22 protein-coding genes and 4 pseudogenes are annotated in these 20,825 nt (G+C 69.8%); 7 read left to right on the top strand and 19 right to left on the bottom strand.

Going from position 1 to position 20,825, the window contains the following annotated elements; all coding sequences use genetic code 11:
• Both ACGFMM_RS31340 and ACGFMM_RS31335 read left to right on the top strand, forming a co-directional pair.
• On the top strand, positions 1–333 hold a 333-nt coding region (locus ACGFMM_RS31340), incomplete at its 5' end, for a TetR-like C-terminal domain-containing protein (protein ID WP_393649855.1).
• Positions 334–493: 160 nt separating this feature from the next.
• Positions 494–757 carry a hypothetical protein gene (locus ACGFMM_RS31335; protein ID WP_393649854.1) on the top strand — a complete coding sequence of 88 codons (264 nt, stop codon included), beginning with the start codon at positions 494–496 and terminating at the stop codon, positions 755–757.
• 216 nt (positions 758–973) lie between these two features.
• On the opposite strand, the gene ACGFMM_RS31330 is transcribed toward ACGFMM_RS31335, so the two are convergent.
• The 10 genes and pseudogenes from ACGFMM_RS31330 to ACGFMM_RS31285 form a co-directional block, all read right to left on the bottom strand.
• Positions 974–1,216 carry a hypothetical protein gene (locus ACGFMM_RS31330; protein WP_393649853.1) on the bottom strand — a complete coding sequence of 81 codons (243 nt, stop codon included), beginning with the start codon at positions 1,214–1,216 and terminating at the stop codon, positions 974–976.
• On the bottom strand, positions 1,216–3,090 hold the full coding sequence (locus tag ACGFMM_RS31325; protein WP_393649863.1) for a colicin E3/pyocin S6 family cytotoxin: 1,875 nt from the start codon (positions 3,088–3,090) through the stop codon (positions 1,216–1,218). Before ACGFMM_RS31325 ends, ACGFMM_RS31330 begins: the two co-directional genes overlap by 1 nt.
• 179 nt (positions 3,091–3,269) lie before the next feature.
• Positions 3,270–3,512, bottom strand: a complete 243-nt coding sequence (locus ACGFMM_RS31320; protein WP_393649852.1) for a hypothetical protein — start codon at positions 3,510–3,512, stop codon at positions 3,270–3,272.
• Positions 3,509–3,715, bottom strand: a complete 207-nt coding sequence (locus ACGFMM_RS31315) for a hypothetical protein (RefSeq protein WP_393649851.1) — start codon at positions 3,713–3,715, stop codon at positions 3,509–3,511. The genes ACGFMM_RS31320 and ACGFMM_RS31315 overlap by 4 nt, the downstream gene beginning before the upstream one ends.
• A 54-nt stretch (positions 3,716–3,769) precedes the next feature.
• The gene (locus ACGFMM_RS31310; RefSeq protein ID WP_393649850.1) at positions 3,770–4,426 is read right to left on the bottom strand and encodes a phosphotransferase; all 657 of its coding nucleotides are present in this window, start codon (positions 4,424–4,426) and stop codon (positions 3,770–3,772) included.
• A 105-nt stretch (positions 4,427–4,531) separates the two neighbouring features.
• Positions 4,532–4,606, bottom strand: a pseudogene (locus ACGFMM_RS31305) (VOC family protein); the annotation flags it as partial.
• A gap of 119 nt (positions 4,607–4,725) precedes the next feature.
• A complete protein-coding gene (locus tag ACGFMM_RS31300; RefSeq protein WP_393649849.1) occupies positions 4,726–4,851 on the bottom strand; it encodes a hypothetical protein in 126 nt (41 codons plus the stop codon).
• 687 nt (positions 4,852–5,538) lie between these two features.
• Positions 5,539–5,979, bottom strand: a complete 441-nt coding sequence (locus ACGFMM_RS31295) for a hypothetical protein (RefSeq protein ID WP_393649848.1) — start codon at positions 5,977–5,979, stop codon at positions 5,539–5,541.
• A 101-nt stretch (positions 5,980–6,080) separates the two neighbouring features.
• Complete coding sequence (locus ACGFMM_RS31290; RefSeq protein ID WP_393649862.1) at positions 6,081–6,842, bottom strand: transposase; 762 nt, start codon at positions 6,840–6,842, stop codon at positions 6,081–6,083.
• A gap of 136 nt (positions 6,843–6,978) precedes the next feature.
• Positions 6,979–7,050, bottom strand: a pseudogene (locus ACGFMM_RS31285) (hypothetical protein); the annotation flags it as partial.
• 598 nt (positions 7,051–7,648) lie between these two features.
• Here ACGFMM_RS31285 and ACGFMM_RS31280 point away from each other — a divergent pair.
• The gene (locus ACGFMM_RS31280) at positions 7,649–8,899 is read left to right on the top strand and encodes a calcium-binding protein (protein ID WP_393649847.1); all 1,251 of its coding nucleotides are present in this window, start codon (positions 7,649–7,651) and stop codon (positions 8,897–8,899) included.
• 81 nt (positions 8,900–8,980) lie between these two features.
• On the opposite strand, the gene ACGFMM_RS31275 is transcribed toward ACGFMM_RS31280, so the two are convergent.
• Positions 8,981–9,169 carry a LapA family protein gene (locus ACGFMM_RS31275; protein WP_393649846.1) on the bottom strand — a complete coding sequence of 63 codons (189 nt, stop codon included), beginning with the start codon at positions 9,167–9,169 and terminating at the stop codon, positions 8,981–8,983.
• 9 nt (positions 9,170–9,178) lie between these two features.
• Positions 9,179–10,183: a helix-turn-helix transcriptional regulator gene (locus ACGFMM_RS31270; protein WP_393649845.1), complete on the bottom strand. Its 1,005-nt coding sequence runs from the start codon at positions 10,181–10,183 to the stop codon at positions 9,179–9,181.
• 63 nt (positions 10,184–10,246) lie between these two features.
• Here ACGFMM_RS31270 and ACGFMM_RS31265 point away from each other — a divergent pair, with 63 nt between their 5' ends.
• Positions 10,247–11,401: an epoxide hydrolase family protein gene (locus ACGFMM_RS31265; protein ID WP_393649844.1), complete on the top strand. Its 1,155-nt coding sequence runs from the start codon at positions 10,247–10,249 to the stop codon at positions 11,399–11,401.
• 395 nt (positions 11,402–11,796) lie between these two features.
• Positions 11,797–12,363, top strand: coding sequence for a DUF4291 domain-containing protein (locus ACGFMM_RS31260; protein ID WP_393649843.1), 567 nt, complete (start codon positions 11,797–11,799; stop codon positions 12,361–12,363).
• A 267-nt stretch (positions 12,364–12,630) separates the two neighbouring features.
• Here the strand turns inward: ACGFMM_RS31260 and ACGFMM_RS31255 are convergent, their stop codons facing one another.
• Complete coding sequence (locus ACGFMM_RS31255; protein ID WP_393649842.1) at positions 12,631–13,152, bottom strand: RDD family protein; 522 nt, start codon at positions 13,150–13,152, stop codon at positions 12,631–12,633.
• A gap of 282 nt (positions 13,153–13,434) precedes the next feature.
• On the bottom strand, positions 13,435–13,644 hold the full coding sequence (locus ACGFMM_RS31250) for a hypothetical protein (RefSeq protein WP_393649841.1): 210 nt from the start codon (positions 13,642–13,644) through the stop codon (positions 13,435–13,437).
• A 91-nt stretch (positions 13,645–13,735) separates the two neighbouring features.
• Here ACGFMM_RS31250 and ACGFMM_RS31245 point away from each other — a divergent pair, with 91 nt between their 5' ends.
• On the top strand, positions 13,736–14,974 hold the full coding sequence (locus ACGFMM_RS31245) for a hypothetical protein (protein ID WP_393649840.1): 1,239 nt from the start codon (positions 13,736–13,738) through the stop codon (positions 14,972–14,974).
• Positions 14,975–15,151: 177 nt separating this feature from the next.
• On the opposite strand, the gene ACGFMM_RS31240 is transcribed toward ACGFMM_RS31245, so the two are convergent.
• The 5 genes and pseudogenes from ACGFMM_RS31240 to ACGFMM_RS31220 form a co-directional block, all read right to left on the bottom strand.
• Positions 15,152–15,982 (bottom strand): S1 RNA-binding domain-containing protein, encoded by an 831-nt coding sequence (locus ACGFMM_RS31240; RefSeq protein WP_393649839.1) that lies wholly within the window; start codon positions 15,980–15,982, stop codon positions 15,152–15,154.
• A gap of 158 nt (positions 15,983–16,140) precedes the next feature.
• Positions 16,141–16,238: pseudogene (locus tag ACGFMM_RS31235) on the bottom strand (IS5/IS1182 family transposase); the annotation flags it as partial.
• Positions 16,239–16,242: 4 nt separating this feature from the next.
• Positions 16,243–16,374 (bottom strand): annotated as a pseudogene (locus ACGFMM_RS31230) (IS5/IS1182 family transposase); the annotation flags it as partial.
• 131 nt (positions 16,375–16,505) lie between these two features.
• Positions 16,506–17,141, bottom strand: coding sequence for a hypothetical protein (locus tag ACGFMM_RS31225; RefSeq protein WP_393649838.1), 636 nt, complete (start codon positions 17,139–17,141; stop codon positions 16,506–16,508).
• 449 nt (positions 17,142–17,590) lie between these two features.
• Positions 17,591–18,283 (bottom strand): TetR/AcrR family transcriptional regulator, encoded by a 693-nt coding sequence (locus ACGFMM_RS31220; protein ID WP_393649837.1) that lies wholly within the window; start codon positions 18,281–18,283, stop codon positions 17,591–17,593.
• 163 nt (positions 18,284–18,446) lie between these two features.
• Between ACGFMM_RS31220 and ACGFMM_RS31215 the strand changes: the two genes are divergently transcribed.
• Positions 18,447–20,777: an MMPL family transporter gene (locus ACGFMM_RS31215; RefSeq protein WP_393649836.1), complete on the top strand. Its 2,331-nt coding sequence runs from the start codon at positions 18,447–18,449 to the stop codon at positions 20,775–20,777.
• The last annotated feature ends 48 nt before the right edge of the window (positions 20,778–20,825 follow it).

Here is a 20,825-nt window from a genome sequence, read left to right as displayed (position 1 = left end):
GCGGACGGCCCGCGCGCCCGGGTCGCCGCCCTCGCCCGCGCCTACCTCGACTTCGCCGAGCGCAACCCGGCGGTCTACGACGCCATGTTCCAGCTCGACGGCGGCCTGGCGTTCGCGAACGAGGACACCCCGGAGCCGCTGAAGGACGGCTTCGCCGCCCTGTTGGAGACTCTCGCCGAAGTCGCCGGGGAAGGCATCCAACCGGGACTGTTCACCGAGACGTTCTGGGCGGCCCTGCACGGGCTCGCCACCCTGACCCGCGCGGGACGACTGCCCACAGGGGACGCCGAACGGAGAGTGGAACTGTTCGTGGACCGCCTCGCCACGGTCTGACACACCCTCCCGGCAGGCACCCAGCCGGGACCCCCGGACCCCGAGGGTCATGGCATTGCCCGATCCACGGCTCAGCACACCCCGTGTGCTGGTCTCCCAACTGGCTTCCAGTCGGCCGCAGGGCCCCTCTGAGCCTGTCGGCCGGCGAGCCGAGCGCAATATGGCCGCACATGGCCCGGTCCACGAGATGCTCGCCCGGGGCCACTCACGCCAGGCGACCGCCCGGCACCTGGGCTGGGGCCTCAACACCGTGCTCCGATACGCGAACGCCGCACGCTGGCAGGACACCATCCGCGAGAACCGGCCCCGGACCAGCAGACTCGACCCCTACAAGCCCTACCTGGAGCAACGATTCGCAGAGGGATGCACCAGCGTCACCCGGCTCCACGGCGAATTGGTCGCCGAGGAAGCTCCCGTCACCTAGGGAATGGTCCGAGCCCACATCGCCACCTTGCGCGAGGCTCCATCCGCAGCGCCGCCGCGGCCACCGACAGTACGGCGCAGGTGACCGGCTGGCTCACCCGCCACCGCGCCGCCCTGAGCGAGGAAGACCTCGTCCGCCTGAAGGACGGACCCTGACCGATCGGCCCGCTCGTGCTGCGCGGCCGGAAGTCCCGCCGCGCAGTACGAACGCGTCGGTTCAGCCCGCTTCACGGCCGAGCAGATACGTCGCGCCAGCCGGGTCCGTCTTCAGGCCGAAGCGGTGGGCGAGCGTCTCCACCGCCGCGTCCGGCACGTCGAAGAGATCACCGTCCCCCAGCTGCTCCGGGTTCTCCAGCTCCAGCAGGGCACACGCCTCGTCGTCCCCGAGGCCGGGAAGCTCCTGCCGGCTCCGGAACTCCCCCGACTCGCGACCGAACTCCTCCAGAACCCACCGCATCATCAGCAATTCCCAAGCTTCCGTCCGGGCACCGGCTGCCCCTTCCTTCCGGGGAGCTGACTGCCGCTGTTCGGATCGAACTCTCCCAGGTGCTTGGCGTTCTTCTTGCCGTTGGTCCACGTCTCGATCGTGCCGTGCTGCGAGTCCCACTCGAGGACGCGTCCGTCGGGCAGCGACCAACGAGCGCGGAATCCGCCGCCCGGCTTGGGCGAGCCCTTGCCGACATACGTGGCGTCGGGGAAGCCGGGAAGCTTCTTGTCCGCCGGCGGCGGCGTGTAGTTGTGGACGAGCACGGGCGCTGCGCCGGCGGTGACGTAGTACGAGTGGATACCGCTGACGGCCAGGTCGTGCGTGGGCTGCTGCTGGGTGTACCGGGTCACGGCCATGACGCGGAGGGCCGAGCCGGAGGGCAGGCGGAGCAGGTCGCCGGTCGCGATCTCGCCGGCGTCGGCCCAGCGACGCTCGTCGACCAGCCAGAACGGGTGCGTGTCCGTCGCGACGATCGGGCCTGCCGTGGTCGTGATCCGGGTGAACTCCCTGTCGTCGTAGGTGGTGAACGTACGGCTGACCGTGCGCACCGTCGTCAGGCCGGTGACCGGGTCGGTCGCGACGACCTGGTCGCCGATCCGGATGGACTCGATCGGGACCTGGAGCCCTTGCGCGGTGAGTACGCGTGTGCCGGGCGGGAAACTGTGACCGGCCGGGCAGGTCGTGGGCTCGTCCTCCGGCTTCTTCTCCTCCGGCTTCTTCTCCTCCGGCTTCTTCCCGTCCGGCTTTTTCTTGTCCGGCTTCTTCCCGTCCGACTTCCCGAGGTTCTTGAACTTCGTGAAGAACCTCGGACTGGCCATGCTCGCGATGTTGAGGAACGTGTTGCCGAACGCCGCGCCCCAGTTCCCCTTCTTGAAGTTCTCCTTGTCGACGACGAGTTCGACAGCGAGGTCGAAGGTGAAGTTGGCGGGAGTGCTGATGACCAGCCATCCGGACTTCAGGGGGTTCCCGTCGTTCCATGCATCGACGATGCTGTCGCCCCGATCGGAGAACCAGTCCTTGGTGTAGTTCGTGAAGCCCTCCACTCCGCCCCAGGTCTCACCTATGGGGTCCGAGGCAAAGTCCTTCACGTCCTCGAAGACGCTCTTCGCTGGTGCCGCGAAGACATCGCGGAGGTGGTCGACGGCGGTCTTCTCGTTCTGCTCGTCGTTCTCTATCCACCTTGCGACGAGGGCTTCGGCGTCCTTGGCCCGCCCCGGTGAACGTTCGGCCGGACCATCCTCCGAGCCGTCCTGCGTGGAGTAGTCGCCGCCGGCCGGGCCGTCCTGGTCTCCGGTACCGTCCTCCGGCTTGGTGCCGCCCTCGCCGGGGCCTTCGGCCACCGGGTCCGAGCCATCGCCCTTCCCGCCGCCGCAGTCGCCGCCGCCCGTGACGGTGCAGATCGCCGAGCTGAACCGCGAGGAGAGCTCCGGGCCCATGTTGGTGGCCAGCAGCGCGGCGATGACGGCGACCACGATCACGATCAGTCCGACGTACTCCAGCGTGTTCTGGCCCTCGTCCCGGGACCGCCAGAGGATCATCCGGGCGAAGCTGAACGGGCGTGGCTCCGGCCGCTCTTCGGCCGACCGGCTGAACCACTCCCGGGCGGCCGGGCGGCACAGCAGCACGATCAGGGTCACCGGCAGCAGCAGTTGCGTGAAGCCGCGCGGATCGCCGTACCGCAGGGAGCCCAGCGCCTGCAGGGTGACGACCGCGGCCACCGCGAGCAGTCCCCAGCGGACGTACCGCCCGCCGGTCCAGACCCTGCGGGCCAGGACGAGGCCCGCGACGGCGGGCAGCGAGTCGTGGATCAGCAGGCCGAACAGCCCGCCGCTGTAGTACGGCACCATGGCCAGCACGGTCACAACGTATAAGGCCGTCAGGCCGAACTGTCCCAACAGCAGCAGCCGTGCTCCGAGCACGCTCCGGGGCAGCCCCGAGCAACCTCGTCCGCGAGTGCGGCCTGCGTCGGTGAGGGCGCGCGCGGGCGGGCGGGCGGTGGCACCGGTCGTGCCGGCGAGCGGGTCCCTCATGACGGGTCCGGGGTGGCGGGGTGGCGGGCGGCGAGGAGGGCGACGCCGGAGACCGTCCACCAGACGCTGAACTCGCGCAGGAAGTGGTCTCTCGCGTTCGTGTCGACGACGGCGCGTAAGACGCCGTCGCGGACTATCGCGCCCCAGGCATGCGGCTGGGCCAGGCCCCGGACGAAGTGCAGCAGCTCGACGGTGACGATCAGCCGGGGGACCCGGCGGGCGAGCGGATGCGCGGTCACTCGGTGTCCTCCCGCTCCTGCGGGGCCAGCCGCAGCGCCAGGTCGTAGACCTCGCGCAGTTCGGCGGCGGTGACCGGCGGGACGACCTGCTGGGCGCCGACGAGGACCAGGTACAGCAGCCGGGCCATCGGCCCGACGTCGGCCTCCGGGCCGCCGAGGCCCTGCCAGAGGGCGCGCAGATAGGCGACGCGGGCGCGGTCCACGCGCTCCTGGACGGTGCGCGCCTCGGGGTCCTGCAGCGCCCAGGGCAGTCAGCCTCAGCAGGAAGCGCCGGCCGCACAACGGCGCAGCCACGCTGCTTCCGAGGGCGTCAGGTACGGGGCGGCGAGCTTGGCCTCGGCCACCTCGTGGATACGTCCCGCGGGGTCGGTCAGCGAGCCCCTGCGGACCGCTCGCAGCAGCAAGCCCCGCCCCAGGCGCGCCGTGAGTCCGGGAACATCTGCGCTGCCCACGGTCACCAGGGTCATCGCCACATCGGCGGCGGGATCACCGGCGCCTGCCGTGCACCAGTCGATCACCACCGGTCCTCGCCGGGTCAGAACGACGTTGTCCGGATGCAGGTCCAGGTGCAGTATCCGGTCGTCGTCTGCCGTACTGAACCGCTTGGGCAGCCATGCCGGGGCCGGAAGCGCGTGCAGCCGGTCATGGAGTCCGCCCAGGACGCGGCCGAGGGCAGACACCTGCCACGGACGCCTCGCCAGGACGTCCAGCATCGTCGGCCCGGTCAGTCGCTCGAGGACCATGTCGGTGTCGGTGATGTCGTACACCTTCGGGACGGGAAACCCGCATGCCTCCAGATGAGTCATCAGGCGTGACTCCAGATCGGTCGGCCCCCCGTGCCGGTACCGCCGCAACACCTTGGACTCGTCCAGGGCGTACACATCGGCTTCACGCCCCCGCGCGATCAACTCCATGCGGGACAGTCTGTCTTGACGGCACGAGGCCCGCCAACAAGGCGAACGCCGCCTGACACGACACCGGCCGGCCGGGACCTGTCCGGCATGAGCGGCTGATGTGTCTCAGGAGGACATCGCGGCGCGGTCGGAGTCGCTGCGGCGGACGCAGAACTCGTTGCCCTCGGGGTCGGCGAGGACCACCCTGAGCACCAGGGTGCCGGACGGGCAACTGATGGTCCCCAGCTCGAACATATCTGCCATGGCGCGCGAGTCTACGGCCACCCGGGCAAGCCGTCTGCAGGCGGATGGCTCAGCTGTCACCGCGCGTCTCCCAGGCACCACAACACACGGCCCGACTCGGCATCCACTAACTCGCTGCCCATGATGCCGGGCAGAACCATCACCGCATCCCGGCCGGCTTCGGACGTTCCGGTCAGCGCCATGCGTCCTCCCCCCCCGTAGAGTTGGGCAACACGCCTTAGCGAAGGTCCACTTGGAAGTACGCAGGTCGACCGCTGCGGGCGCTTTCAGGAAGTGCCGTCTCTCGTACGAGTCCCCGACCTACCAGCATGAATACGCATTCTTGGCCTGACTATCAGCGTCGCTCCAGAAGAGCCGCACCCGTGCCTGGGCACCTATTGGGTCGAAACCACCCCTGGGCAGACCAGGGAGGCTGCCGTTCTCCGGTGCTGACGGCCTCGGGACCGGCCCCATCCCGCCGCACTCTACGCGCAGGCGCTGGTTGTCAGACCGGGCTTTCGAGGGCCGCACGGAGTCCGGGATGGGGAACGGTGCTTCTGGCTGATCCCAGAGCCGAAGAGTTCCAGATGCGGCAGATCAGAACGCAGGGCTCGATCGGTGGGCCAGTTCGGCGGCTGGAAGACCGCTGCGAGGGAGAACTCACTTCCGGTGACGCGACTCCAGACGAAGGCGGATGCTGCCTCCCGTGTGCGCCTCGTCGGCTTCCTGCCTGTGCCTGAGTTTTGGGTTCTGGCACAGATCTTGGGGTGTGATTACAGAGGGTGCAAATGTCCTTCGATTGGAAGGGTGGTCGTGAGCCCAGCTGCTTGGCTGCAGTCACCGATCGCGGCCGTCTAGCCTGGGCGCCCACGGCGCCGTCTGCCCCTGCGTCATTCGGGACGAAGAACGCAATTGATCCCGGACAGGCTTTCGTGCAGCTCGCGAGCCCCCAGGGCGACGCGCTCGTCAGGATCCCGTGTCAGCTCCTCGCAGAGCCGCATCGCGTCGTCGCGGTCCCCGGCGTAGATGGCAAACGCATCGAGGATCGCGGTGTGAATCCAATCGCCATGGTTCGGGCTGGCGACTGCCAGCGCGGACGCGACTACCATCAGTCCGGCCTTGTCCTGCCGACGAAGCAAGGCTTCTGCGGTCACCCGTGTGACGAAGGTGTCTTCGCGGTCGAGCACCAGCTTCAGCAGCGGACCGACAGCTTCTTCCATCTCGGCAAAGCCCGCCAGACCGCGACCGGCGTCCGCCCGGTCCCCGAAGTCGCTGCTTCGCCCGAGCTCGCCAAGCGCCACGACAGCAGCACGCCGCAGGGCACTGTTCACCAGCCTGCCCACCCCTCCCACAAATTTCGGCAAAAGTAGCACCCGGTCCCCACGGTCGATCGAGGGCCTCCACAGCGGCAGAGCAACGCGTCCGTGAGGAGCTACTGAAGGAGGATCATTTTTCGGAGCAGTTCAAATCCGGCTCGACCATATAGCTGTCGCTTGATCTTCTTGATCCGATTCACGGCGCCCTCGATGCTGCCCGAGCTCCAGTTCAAAGTGAGCCCGGCTGTCACAGCGTCAAGGTCCCGGAGCAGGTGGAGTGCGAAGCCGGTGAGACCGGGAAGCTGGCTGGCCTCGACCGCGTCGATCCATGTGGGGAGTGTGGAGCCGAGGCGGCCGGTGAGGATCTCGCCGAAATCGCGGACATGCCCGGCGGCCCGGTCCGGTTCGGGGCAGCGGGCCAGGACATCCTTCAGGCCGGCGCGGTCATCCTCGCTCAGCGCGGTGGGGTGTCGGGTGAGCCAGCCAGTCACCTGCCGCACCGTCGGAGGCTGGGGCGGCGCGCCGGCCGGAGCCCCGCGGAGGGTGGCGATGTGGGCGCGGACCATCCGGTAGGTGACAGGCGCATTGTCGGCAATGAGTTCACTGTGGAGGCGGGTGACGCTGGTGCATCCCTCGGCGTATCGGCGCTCCAGGTAGAGCTTGTAAGAGTCCAGCCTGCTGGACCTGGGACGGTTCTCGCGGATGGTGTCCTGCCAGCGTGCGGCGTTCGCGTACCGGAGCACGGTCTTGAGGCCCCAGCCCAGGTGCCGGGCAATCGCCCGACGTGAGTGCCCTTGAGCAAGAAGCTCGTGGACCAGGGCGTGCGCCGCCTTCTTCCGCTCGGCTCGCCGGCCGACAGGCTCCGAGTCGTCCTGCAGCCGACCGGAACCCAGGGTGGCCTGCGGGCAGCAGGCCGCTGGGCGATGGGTTGCTCAGGCAGCCGCGATGGGTGGCGACGCAGGCTTCCACGGCTCGGCCGAGCCCCTGCCACAGGTGGAACCGGTCGGCGACCTGCAGAGCGTCGGGGGCACCGCGGCGGGCTCCCTGGGCGTAGGCGCCGGCCCGGTCCCGGCAGATGATCTCCACGCCGGGGTGCTGGACCAGCCACGCGGCCAGCGGCCCGGCCTCGCGGGTCGGGAGACGGACGTCGCGAGGTCCGACGGCTGAAGACGTGCACCGTCGAAGCCGGGCTGCTGTTCCCGCACACCGTCCAGGCCGGCCCCCGGCGCAATCTGAAGATCATGACCGAGCAGGACGGAGGCATCGAGCACGTCGCAGCGGACTGCATCACTCCCACCACGAACCACATCGCCGACTGGGTCGCCGACGTCTTCGACACGGCGCCCGGTTCCTGACCACGGGGCTTGGGGTTCGCCCTGCGAGCGGAGAAGAGGGCGCGCCTGGCCCGGGAGTTTGCCGCTCGGGCCGCTTGGGTGACTGCCCGCAGGCTGGCTGGTGGATCGATACGGGCATGACGGTGTGTCTTCGGACCGCTGTGACGGGGTGTGGCTTGATCGTCGGATGGTCCCGCACAGGGGCGGGAGCATCAACCGACGCCCGTGACGCAGCGTTGCGCCGCGGCCCTTGCCGAGGAGTCACGATCGTGAGACTGAACCCGCTATCTGCGGCATTCCGACGAAAGAGAGGCGGAGGGCCGCGGCATGTGGCCCGACGCGCTGCGCTCATGCTCGTCACCGGCGCGCTTCCGGCAGCGGCGCTGGTCCTTCCCGCAGCATCGCCTGCCGCGGCGGCGCCCGTAACAGTCACGTTCAATGCGGGTGCCGATCAGCCGTTCACCGTCCCGGCCGGCGTCACCCAGCTGGACATCACCGCTAGAGGCGCCGCGGGCCAGGACGGGTCCAACGGCGGCGCGGGCGGGATCGGGGCCACCGTCAGCGGCACCCTCACCGCCGTGCCGGGCACCACCCTCCACGTCAACGTCGGCATCGGCGGAGGTGCCGGTTCCGGCTTTCCGACCCCGGGCGGCAACGGTGGCGGTTCCAGTGACGTCCGCACCTGCGTCTCGACCGACGTCGGCTGTGTCCTGACCGGGGTTGTCGGCACCGATCCCCGCATCATCGTCGCGGGCGGCGGAGGAGGCGGCGGCAGCGGGGAAGCGGGTGTGTTCACCGTCCCGGAAGCCACTGGCGGAGACGCCGGAGACACCGGGGAGGACGGCGGCGACAGGCCGAACAGCGGCGAGGGAGGCGGCGGCGGAACCCCGACTGCAGGCGGCGCAGGCGGAGCCGCCTGCCCCGCCGGGGGCAGTATCCCGGGCGCTACTGGCACGCCCGGTGCCGGTGGCACCGGTGGTGATGCCTGGGGCGGTGGGGGCGGAAGCGGCTGGTTCGGCGGCGGCGGGGGCGGAGGCTGCGTGCTGATCAACAGCGACGGCACCTTCGGGCCGGGCGGCGGCGGTGGCGGGTCGAATCTCGTCCCGGCGGCCGGGGCTTCCGGCCCCGCTGCGGGGCCGGCGCAGGTGACCATCACCTACGAGGTGCCCGCCATGGACTGCGCGACCGCCACGCCCACCATCACGGGCACCAACCGCAACGACATGCTCACCGGCACCCCGATGGACGACGTGATCTTCGCGCTCGGCGGGAACGACGTCGTCAACGGCCAGGGCGGGAACGACCTCATCTGCGGCGCCGGGGGCAACGACATGCTCAGCGGCGGCGCCGGCAACGACCGCGTCGAAGGCGGCAGCGGCAACGACGACATCAACGGTGACGGCAACGACGACACGTTGATCGGCGACGACGGCCGCGACCGGATCAACGGCGGCGACGGCAACGACACCCTCCAGGGCAACAACGGCAACGACGTCCTCAACGGGGGCACCGGCACCAACACCAACGACGGCGGCGCTGGAAACAACACCTGCACCAACCCGGCGGCGGGGCAAGCCGGCGCCTCCAACTGCAGAGCCTGACCACACGCACCGGGCGTCGATCACAACGCCTCGACAGACAGACCCGGGGGACGCCGGCCCCAGACGGCCGGTGCCCCTCGGTCAGCGTCGGGCGCGGCGATGGGCGATCAGCACGCCCAGCACGGTCCCGGCAAGGAGGGTGGCCGCGAGGACGGTCCACAAAGGGAGCATGACGTCGGCGACCCAGAGGCGGATGGTGGCGGAGTCGGTGTTGGCGGCGATGAACCAGACGGCGAGAGCGGCCGGCACGATGAAGCCGATCGTACGCAACAGGGCGTCTCACCCCTCTACGGTCGCGGTGGAGCGCTCGTGCGCATCGACCCGACCGTGGTGCTGATCCGTTGCGTTGGTGAGGCGGGCCGCCAGCGTCTTGATGTGCTCGACGAGCTCTGGGGGTTCGTGCACGTGGAAGTCGAAGCCTTGGGTCGTCACGTAGATGGCCAGCTCGTCCAGCGAGTTGGATCCGGCCCGCAGGGTGCAGCTGTGCTCGTCGATCGGCTCCAGCGCTGCGGTGGTGGGGGCGATCCGTTCGGCCGCGGTCTCGGCGCTGACGTGCAGGGTGAACCGGGCCTGATAGCGGTAGGCCGACGTGGAGATCGCTCGTGAGGTGTAGCCGCTGAGATCGGGGTCTGGCGGGGTGCGCGGGGTGAACCGGGGGCCGGTGGGTGTGCGCGGGTCGATGCGGTCCACGCGGTAGGTGCGCCAGTCCTCGCGGTCGGTGTCCCAGCCGATGAGGTACCAGCGCCGGCCGGTGTGCACCAGGCGGTGGGGCTCGGTCGTGCGGATGCTGGTGGTTCCGTCGTGGGTGCGGTAGTCGAAGCGCAGGCGCAGTGAGTCGCGGCAGGCGGCGGCGATGGCGGTGAGGGTGCTCGGGTCGGCGGTGGGGCCGGTGTTGGCCATAGGCACCGTGACCGACTGCAGGGCGTTGATCCGGTGGCGCAGCCGGGAGGGGAGTACCTGTTCGAGCTTGGCCAGGGCCCGCACCGAGGTCTCCTCGATGCCGGTGATCGAACCGCCGGCGGCTGTGCGCAGGCCCATCGCAACCGCGACGGCTTCGTCGTCGTCGAGCAGCAGGGGTGGCAGGTCCGCGCCGGCTCCCAGTCGGTAGCCGGCGGTGCCCGCGGTGGCCAGCACGGGGTAGCCGAGGTCGCGCAGTCGGTCGATGTCGCGGCGCACGGTGCGCGTCGTGATCTCCAGTCGCTCGGCCAGTTCGGCGCCGGACCAGTCGCGTCGGGCCTGCAGGAGCGAGAGCAGTCGCAGTAGTCGTGTCGAGGTTTCCCACATGGTGTGGAGTCTGCCATCGGCCTAGGACTGAATCTGTCCTAACCGGCTCCTAGTGTTGTCGGCATGGACAACAACAGGCAGATCCGGCCTTTCACCATCGACATTCCCCAGGCTGACCTGGACGACCTGCGGGACCGGCTCGCCAGGACCCGGTGGGCCGCGGACCTGCCCGATGCCGGCTGGAGCCGCGGGGTGCCGGTGAGCTACCTCAAGGGGCTGGCCGAGTACTGGCGCGATGGCTACGACTGGCGCGTCCACGAGCGGGAGCTGAACTCCTACCCGCAGTTCACCACCGAGATCGACGGGCAGAACATCCACTTCCTGCACGTGCGCTCGCCCGAGCCGGACGCACTGCCGCTGATCCTGACCCACGGCTGGCCCGGCTCGATCGTGGAGTTCCTGAACGTCATCGGCCCGCTGACCGACCCCGGGGCGCATGGCGGCGACCCGGCGGACGCGTTCCACCTGGTGATCCCGTCGATCCCCGGCAGCGGTTTCTCCGGGCCGACCCGCGAGGCCGGTTGGGACACCAACCGGGTGACCAGGGCGTTTGCCGAACTGATGAACCGGCTCGGCTACGACCGCTACGGCGCGCAGGGCGGCGACACCGGCGCGGTCATCTCCCCGGGACTCGGCCGTCTCCACCCCGACAAGGTCGTCGGCGTGCACGCGAACGGGCTCGCCGCGTTCACCGAGGTCAACCCGGACGAGGTGGGAGAGCTGACCGGGGCCGAGCGGGCGCGGCTGGAGACCCTGCAGTACCTGGAGACCGAGCAGTCCGGCTACGCGATGATCCAGATCAGCCGTCCGCAGACCCTGGCACACGGCCTGCACGATTCTCCGGTCGGGCAGTTGGCCTGGATCGTGGAGAAGTTCAAGGAGTGGACCGATCCCGCTGCCGAACTGCCCGAGGACGCGGTGGACCGGGATCTGTTGCTCACCAACGTGATGCTGTACTGGCTGACCGGCACTGCCGGGTCCTCGGCCAACAGCTACTACGAGACCGCGCATGCCGGTGCCTGGGGCGCCAGTGAGCGTTCCACGGTGCCGACCGGGGTCGCGGTGTTCCCCACGGACGTGTCGATCCGGCGCACTGTCGAGCTCGAGCACACCGTCGTGCACTGGTCCGAATTCGACCGCGGCGGCCACTTCGCCGCCATGGAGGCCCCCGACCTGCTCATCGGCGACGTCCGGGAGTTCTTCCGCAAGCTGCGCTGAAACCACCGCGGCGCCGGCCTCGATCAAGTCGGCGCCGCGGCAGCATTCGATGCTCAGGCTCACCGAACGACCGGGATGGGCGTGGTCAGCAGGCTCCTGGGCCACAGCGGCCCGGCCCGCAGCAGTAGGCAGGCCCTGCGGCTCCCGTGGTGGCCGCCCGCCGAGGTTCGACACGCAGGACTACAAGGCCCGTCACGCGGTCGAGTGCGCCATCAATCGCCTCAAGAGACACCGGGCCGTCGCCACGCGCCACGACAAGCTCTCCGTCCGCTACGAGGCGACCGTCCTTGCCGCGGCCATCAACCAGCGGATTTGAGCATCACATCCGCACCTGCCCCGGGGGTAAGGAAAAATCGCCTCGCTGTGCCGGCGGACCAGATGGCAGGGTGCGGCCCATGACGCCCCAGTATCAGATTCGTGCCGACTTCGACGCTCGCACGATCGTGGTCTACCAGGCGTACTCGCCTGCCATCGCTGACGCGGCACTGCGAGCGGGCCGCTTCGTCGCGCCGTTCTCGTTCCGCCGGATGCCGTGGATCAAACCGTCGTTCATGTGGCTGATGCACCGCAGCAACTGGGCCCGCAAACCCGGCCAGGAACGTGTTCTCGCGGTACGGATGACCCGGGAGGGCTGGGAAGAGGCCCTGTCACAGGCCGTGCTGACGACCGCCGACCCTGCAGCCGTGGACCAGGCAGCCGTACATGTCCAGTGGGACCCGGAGCGCTCGCCGCGCGGAGCCGCACTGAACCACTACAGCATCCAGGTCGGCATCGGCCGCCACCTGATCCGCACGTTCACCGACGACTGGATCGTCAGTCTCACCGACCTCACCCCCCAGGTCCGCAAAGCCTCGGCACTGATACAGACCGGGCACGCCACCAAAGCGCAGCGACTGCTTCCCGCGGAGCGCACCTACCCAATGCCGCAGACACTGAAAGACGTCATTTCCCCAGGTAGATGACAGCAAACAGCCGACACTGGGACAGTCGTCGCTCCGGCACCGCGTAAAGATGAGCCGCCACTCGCCCGGTGCGATGCGATGTAGGCGTTCGGCAGCGCGATGTCACCTCGCCCTCGGGTACTGGTACTCGGCGGGAGCGCTACCGGCCGCCGTACGAGGGTGAGCAGCGCCAACTGGTCGAGCGGGTCCCCGCCGGCCTGGTGGCCAGCCTCTGCCAGGCCACCTTCTCGCCGGCCCCCGGCGTCGCCGTCCACCCTGACCGCGCCGTCACCGGCGGTGGATCACCGCGCTGCCCGAAGCCCTGTCGTGCATGCCACGGCGCTCCCTGCTGAGGTTGATCGACGAGACGTTGACGACATACAGCACCGGGATGCCGGCCACCACGAGGTTCGTAAGGTGCCGGGCGACCGCCGAGCCGTAGCCGATGCGCTCACCGGTCTCGAAGCGCACCACTTCGAGGCGCAGGGCCCGCTTGCCCGGAGTCGCGCCCCAGCGCGACACGCTCAGCGGGGAGTAGAGCAGGAAGAAGGCCGCGACCCAGAGGGCGGCGGTCGTGCGCCAGATTGCACCGGCTTCACCGTCGGGGATACCGGCCGCGGCCGTGAGAATCCGGTCGAGGCCGACGAGCGGAACGAGAATGACCGCGACAGCGATGACCAGGTCGATGGCAGTTGCGGCGCAGCGCGGCATGAGACCCGCCGGAGAACCGGCACGGGCGCCCGAAGCCGCCTGGAACCGTCCGAGGTCGCCGCCGGAGGCCATGGAGTTGAACATGTCGATGTCGCGCATCTGCGGAATCCTACATTCCGCTGGTACGGAGAGTTCCTCGGCGGGGGGCGCCGGGGCCGCCGCGGGGAATGCGATGCGGCAGCTGAGGAACGAAGCGGCGCTGGGGAAAATTCGAGATCCGCATCAGGGCCCACTCCCGTGGCCTGTGACAGGTCCTCCAGAGATCGGATTGGCCACGACGGTGGGGGTCCTCGCGCGCAGCATGCCGCCGATGTCCTCCAGGGGCATCGATCCGGCGATGACTGCCGCGGCTGCGGCCAGGTCGCAGGACGGCGAGCCGGCTCAGTCCGCTGCCGAGAACGGGGCGTCAAGGCACTCAAGGAAGCGATCCGGCTCGGAGTTCCTCTGAGCGTCTCCGCCATAGCCCGGCGAGCTGGGCACGAGGCAGGCGTCGTACTCGTCGACGGCCATCCCCTGGATCAGGTGTTCGGCGATCTCATCAATGTCGAGCGTGGCGCCGTCGGTGAGCGGGGCGCCCTCGGCTACCTCCATAACCACCAGCGGACAGCGTTCCACGTGCGACCGGTGGCCCGGGCCGATAACACGTGGCCACAGCGCCCCCAGACCGGCAAGGTGTGGCGTGATGAGCTACCACGACGAGACGTCCCGCGCCCTGTCCTACGCCCGCCACGACACGCTGGAAGGGCTCCTCCAGCGCGGTCGCGGGCTGGGCGCGACGCGCGCACAACTCGATCCGGGGGCTGCCGCGCCGTTCGTGTACGACGGCATCCGCCGGGACTGGACGTGGGACTGCCAGACCGACACCCGCTCCCTGTACCAGGCACGCCTGCTCCGAGACCTGAAGCTGTCGCCGACGCCGATCGTCGACCAGCTGGCGGGGGACGAGGAGGAGTGCTCACGGGCCGCCGACGTGCTGGAACTGCTCGCACTCGCCGGTTCGGAAGAGGCTCGGGAGGGACTCCGGGCCTATGTCCGCAAGGGCGAGCATTGGGTCCCCGTGCTGGAGTCGATCGCGGCTTGCTGGCCCGCCCAGTGGTGGGAGGACCTGGGTGACGTCGCGCGTGCACGGATCGGCGGGGAGGAGGATCTTTCGTGGTCCTTCGAGCCGTGGGGCCGGTTCGGGATCGAGGAGCCGAGCCCCCGGTTCCCTCCGCGGCCGTCCCTCGGCCGGCTGAGGGACGAGGAGCTGCTCGCCTTGCTGGCAGCCGCCGGCACGGAGTTCAACACGAAGATCGATGCATTGCGTGCGCTGGCCGGCCGGGAACCGGCCGAGGGTCTGATCCCGCTCGTGCCCGCACTCGGAACCCCGGACGGCCGCAGGCCCCTGCCTCTGCTCCGGCGGGCGGTCGACCGCCTCGGAGCCCTCGCCGTGCCGGCGGCGCGCGGGTGGGCCGTGGACGAGCGGGAGTGGCTGGCCCGGCTGGGGGCGGACGTCCTGGCCGACCATCCCGGACCCGAGGCACTGGCGGGGCTCATGGCCGAGCTCGCCGAACAGTGGGAGGCGCGCGCCTGGTGCGGCCCCGACACGACAGCAAAGCGACTGGCCGGCTTCGGCCCCGATGCCGCAGACGCCGCACCCGTCCTGTGGCGCTACTGGAGGCACACCCCCCATTCGTACGAGCGGGCCGACTACCTGCACGCGCTTGCCGCGATCCACCCGTCCGGTTTGGACGACGCCTACACCGAGTCGCTCTGGGACTGCGAGGAACGGGCACGGCTACTGGGCATCGCCTCGGCACCCCGCCAGCCGCATAACCTGGAACGGATCAGGGGGCTCCGCGACGACCCGATGGAGACACCGGAGGTACGGGCCGCAGCCGAATCGCGGTTGGCCCCAGTACCGGGCCCTGACTATCCCTGACCCGGTCTGAAAGGCAGAGGCGGCCACGGAGCGCCGCCCGGATTCCCGGGTTCTGGCACAACTTCTGTGGTGCATCCTCGTTCCATAACTGTTGGGTTTCGCAGCTCGCCGAAGCGGCTGAGCAGATCCGGCTTGAGCGCAGTGCGGCCTGGTGGGATGCGGCGAGATCCAGAGAGGTCACTCGTGAGCCGTAGAAGCCTGTCGTGGGGAGAGGGACAGCCGGCGTCGCACTCGGTCGATTTCTGTGACAACGACCGTGATCTCATCGCCGACTTGGACGACCGCCGCTGGAGTCTCGACAGGCGTCCAGGTGAGCTCCCGCAGATGTACCAGTCCCTCGATGTCGTCGGCGACCTGCACGAACGCTCCGAACGGGATCAACTTGGTGACTCGTCCCTGCAGCGTCTGCCCCACCGTGGTGATCTCGGCGAAGGTCTGGAATGGGTCAGGCTGCGTCGCTCGAAGGGACAGCCTGGCCTCTCCGTTCGTTGTGTCGAACTGGAGGAACTCGCACGAAACGCGCTGTCCCACCTGAACGACGTCCGAAGCTGTCTCGAAGCTTCGCCAGGACAGTTCGGGGATCGTGATGAACCCGACGCCGGGGAAGACCGGATGGTCAGGGCCGTCATCCAACGCCACAAACACACCGAACCATTCGATCGACCCGACCTGACCCGAAAGCAGTTCGCCGACGCGGAGGCCTTTCAGAAATGCCCAGAGCTCGGAGTTCTCCGTGGCTGCCGTCGACAGCCAGGCGCGACCGTGCTCCAGGTCGATGGCAGTCACTTCGGCCGTGATCCGGTCACCGACCTCCACCGCCGCTGACGAAAAGCAGCGCCAGGACAGGTCCAACGACCCCACAAACCCCAGCGGACGTGCGGCGAAACCATCCAGGATCACCGAGATGCCTCGTCGAGATACCTCTGCCACGATCCCGCTGCAGACATCGCCGACCTGGATCGCAGCCAGAAACTTCTGGGAAAACTCATCGTCCGACGCCCCGCCCATGCCGCCCAGCCTCTCACGGGAACCGTTCGTCGGGTCACGGGGACGGCCTCATGCTCGGCGGCCGAGACGGCGACGGAGGTCGTGTTGCGAATGCTGGTTGTCGGGATGACGTAATAGACGCGGTGAGGGTGCGCGGCCAGGGTGGCGCGGGCCAGGGCCCGCACAGGCGGCACGCCATGAAGCGGCGGGATCAGCGGGTGACGTCGTCACGGTTGCCGCCGGTCAGGGTGGCGGCGAGCGGGATCCCCGTGGCGTCTCTGCCCTTGGAAAACCAGCCGATCTGAGTGCCGCTTGCGTCCCGGATGACGCGTCCGGCGCTCGACCCTGGGCAACAGCGGCTCGACCACCGCCCACAGCTCGTCGTCGAGTACCCACAGGTTCCGCCGACCCACTCCATACCGCTGCCCTGGTGCTTCAGTTGCCCAGTTGAGTAGGAAGCTCATCTGTCTCGGCCCGTTAGCGGCTTCACTCGGAACTACGCCGCCCGCCTGCCCCCGCAACTCATCGCGGCGGCCACCAGGCTTCAGCACCGCTGTCCCGGTCCGATGACCGTGAGTCCCACCTGCCCGGCGAGCCAGTGCGCGTACGGCTCCCTCACCTGACAGCCGTCGACGTCGACGCTGCGAACGTGGACGAGGACGGTGTGGTCGTCGGCAGGCTCGTCGTACGCGCGGGTGCTGGCGTTGAGAAGGAGCGTCACCTCCGCGTGCTTGGACTCGCCGTGAAAACCCACCTCGGGCGCGTCCGGCCAGCACAGGTCCTGCCAGTTGATCTCGCCCACGCTCGGACCGATCGCGGCAGTGAAGGCGTCCTCGATGCCGTCGACCGCCTGGTTGAGCAACTCGTAGTCCACCGGTAGCCGCCCTTCGTACGCCGTCGGGTCGGTCGGCAGGCCCGCCCCACGGACGCCTACGAGCCATGCGGGGCGGTCCTCGAACGGCACCCGATCGTCGAACTCCCCGTATTGTTCTTGCCCCCGGAACCACCCCGCGGGCAGCTCCTTCGCCCCCCGCCGCACCTCGTCGACAGAGCGGAGCTCCGCGTAGAGGGAGACGTTGGTGTACTCGCAACGGCCGAACTCCATGAGGCGGCGTGCCATGCTCAGGGCGAGTACGGGGTCGGGGCTATGGAAGACGGGATAGGCGATGTCGTTGGACATGAAGAGACCGTGCCACGGTCCCTCACCGCAGGTCATCGCATTTTCGGCCCGGTCCTACGCACGCATCCGTCCGTGAGGTGAACGCTCGGAGGGGGAGGCAGAGCTACCTCTGCTTAGCTCGCGAATGCAGATCACGAATCGGGAAGGTCCCGAAGGGCTTGGACGTGGCGAACTCCTGCCAAGCGCCGATTGCTGTCATCCCATCCGGTTCCAAGGAGCTGCGCCATAGCGACCTCGTCACACGAGGGCCGGCAGACCCGCGACCTGCGCTGAGCAGAGACGCCTGCGGCGAACTCGCCGACGTGGCGATGGTGCGCGTCGGAAGGCGGCGGGATCCTGGTCGCTCTTGGACCGGTTCGAAAGGGCGGTCAGCGCGGCCAGGCTCGTGGCGGCGTCCTTCTTCGATCCGGTACCGACCCGCGGCGGATTGAGCCGCCCGCCGGTCCCGTTCACTCGGATCCGTCGAGTGCCCGGTCCCGGTCGGGCGGGTCGATCGAGGCGAGCAGGTTGAGCACGGTGGCTTCCATGGCGTGTCGTGCTTCCTCAGGGCTGAGACCGGTGGAACGCCAGTGGTGCCAGGCGCCCCAGGTGGTCACCGCGTCGAGGCCGGCGACCAGATCCGTACGCCGTCGGCCCGACACACGGTCGAGTTCCTCGCCCAGCACCGCCTCAAGGCGTCGGCGGGCGTCGGCGAAGGCCTCGTCGGTGACTTGACGGATGCGGTCCGAGGGGTGGTCCATGCGCATGATCGCCAGGCGTGCCGGAGTGATCCATTCGAGGATTCGGGCACGCTGTTCGACCAAGGCCGCGACACGCGCGGCGCGCGGACCGTCGGTGGGCAACGGCCTGATCTGCTCGGCGAGTTGTTCCAGCCGTCGGGTGATGGCGGTGTCCACGAGTTGGGCCATGTCGTCGAAATGGTGGAACACCGATCGCCGTGAGACGCCCGCGTACTGGGCCACCCGGTCGGCGGGGAAGTCCGTCTCCCCTTCGTCGAGGAGCGCGAGCAGCGCGTCGGCGATCTTCTCGCGGGTCTGCCGGCCGCGCGCGGTCCGGCCGTCCGCGGCGGCGGGGGTGGTAGCAGCGGCGGGGCTGCCGGGTGCCGATCGCCGCGGGGGGTTCTGCTCGGGATGCCGTCCCACCTGGGCTCCTCTCTCCGATTGACATTATTGCACTCCGAGTGCAACGGTAAATATGCACTCGGAGTGCAACTTCATTTGCGGAGGGAAGCGCAGCACGATGTTCCTTGCCCTGGGCCGTTGGTGTGCCCGCAGACCGAGACGGATCCTCGCCCTGTGGGCTGTCGTGACCATCGCCGTGGCCTCTGCGGTGATGCTCCACGGGCGGGTCACCAGCGAGGCGGTCGTCATCCCCGGCAGCGACAGCCAGGCGGCCCGGGACGTGGCCGACGCATTCCCCGGGCCCGCCTCCGGCAACCAACCCCTCGTACTGCACACGGGCCCGGACGGTCCGGCGCTGACGTCCGCCGTCGCGCAGAAGGCGGTCGAGGCGGCGGCCGCGGACGTGGCCCGGGTGGACCACGTGGTGAGCGTCGGCACGCCGTACGGGACATCGGGCCGGGCGGCCATGAGTGCGGACGGCCACACCGCCTACCTCTCGGTCGGACTGGACGTGACGGGGCGTGACATCACCCCGGAGATCAGCGAGGCCGTACTGTCGGCCGCCGAGCCCGCCCGACAGGCGGGCATCGAGGTCACGCCCGGCGGCGAACTCGCGGCAGCCGCCGACAAGGAGTCCACCGCGCACAGCGAGCTGATCGGGCTCGCGGCAGCCGCAGTCGTCCTGTTCCTCGGGCTGCGCAGGATCCTCGCGGCCGGCCTTCCCCTGGCGGTGGGAATCGTGGGGCTGGTGATCTCGCTGTCGGCGATCGGTCTGGTCGGGCACGTCCTCGACATGCCCTCGGCAGGCGCCACGATCGCGGCGATGATCGGCCTCGGCGTCGGCATCGACTACACCCTGTTCTGCCTGACGCGCTTCCGTGAACTCCTGGCCGAGGGACACGGAGCGGTGGACGCCGCCGGATACACCACGGCGAGCGCCGGCAAGGCCGCCGCCTTCGCCGGCTGCGCCGTCGCGGCAGCTCTGGCGGGTCTGGCGCTCGGGGGGCTGCCGCTGTTGCACGCGCTGGCGCTCGCGCCCGCGATCGCCGTACTCGTGGCTGTCCTCGCTGCCCTGACCCTGCTGCCGGCCCTGCTTGCGCTGCTCGGCCATCGGCTGGGCCGGAGGCCGGGGCGCCGGCTCGCTCCGGCGACACCGGCCGACACGGCCGCCGCGGCCGACACAGCCGAGACCGCCGCTACAGCCGGGACCGCCGCTACGGCCGAGACCGCCGCTACGGCCGAGACCGCCGGGGCCGCGCGCACCACCGGCACCGCCGGTCCGACCGATCCCGCGGGCGTGCGCTGGCAACGGCTCGCCGCGCACGTCGCCGGCCGCCCCTGGCGCTACCTGCTCGCGAGCCTGGTCCTGGTGGGTGTACTGGCCGCGCCGACCGCCTGGTTGACGTTCGGCCAGCTCGACGGGGGCGACAAGGCCATCGGCACGGCGAGCCGTACCGCGTACGACCGGCTGGCCGAGGCCTTCGGTCCGGGCGCGAACGGCCCCCTCAACGTGACCCAGACCCTGCCCACTTCGGCCGACGGACCATCCGACCACCGCGTCTCGGCGGTCACCGAGGCCCTCGAACGGACCTCCGGGGTGGCCGCGGTGAGCCCGGCCCGGCTCGGCGCCGACGGTCGCCACGTCCTCTGGCAGGTCACCCCGACCACCGGCCCCGGCGATCCGGACACCGTCGCGCTGGTGGACCGGCTGCGTGACACCACCCTGCCCGAGGCCACCGCAGGCACCGGGGCCACCACCCACGTCGGCGGGCCGACGGCCGCCCAGGCCGACATGAACACGCGGCTCGCCGCCCGCATGCCGGCGATCATCGCCGCTGTCGTCCTCGTCGCCGGGCTGCTGCTGCTCCTGGCCTTCCGCGCACCCGTGGTCGCGGTCAAGGCGGCCGTGCTGAACCTGATCTCGGTCGCAGCCTCGTACGGCGTACTGACCGCGGTGTTCCAGTGGGGGTGGGGGGCGAGCGTGCTCGGCCTCGACGGCCCGGTGCCGATACCGGGCTACGTGCCGCTGCTGATGTTCGCCGTACTGTTCGGGCTCTCCATGGACTACGAGGTGTTCCTCCTGACCGCCGTACGCGAGTCCTACCTCCGGTACCGGGACAACACCCGCGCGGTCGTCGACGGACTGGCCGGCACGGCCCGGATCATCACCTCGGCGGCGATGATCATGGTCTGTGTGTTCCTCAGCTACCTGCTGTCCGACGACCCCGTGGTGAAGATGTTCGGCATCGGACTGGCCACGGCCGTGGCCCTGGACGCCACCGTCGTCCGCGGACTGCTCGTACCCACCAGCATGGTGCTGCTCGGCGAGCGCAACTGGTGGCTGCCGGCCGGGCTCGACCGGCTCCTCCCCCGGGTGGACATCGAGGGCACTCCGGCGACTCCCGTGAGCCGCCCGCCCCGGGCCGCCACTCCGGCTTCGGCTCCCCTGTCCGCATCCACGGCCACATCCGCATCCGCATCCGCATCCGCATCCGGCCCGCGTCCCCCTCGCTGAGGTACACCCACCCATGGCTTCGAAGACCGAACAGACCCCGATGACCCG

The organism is Streptomyces sp. NPDC048604, from assembly GCF_043199435.1.
GTDB lineage: Bacteria > Actinomycetota > Actinomycetes > Streptomycetales > Streptomycetaceae > Streptomyces.
Note: the sequence above shows the minus strand (reverse complement) of the source record. Positions and strands in the feature narration are given on the sequence as shown.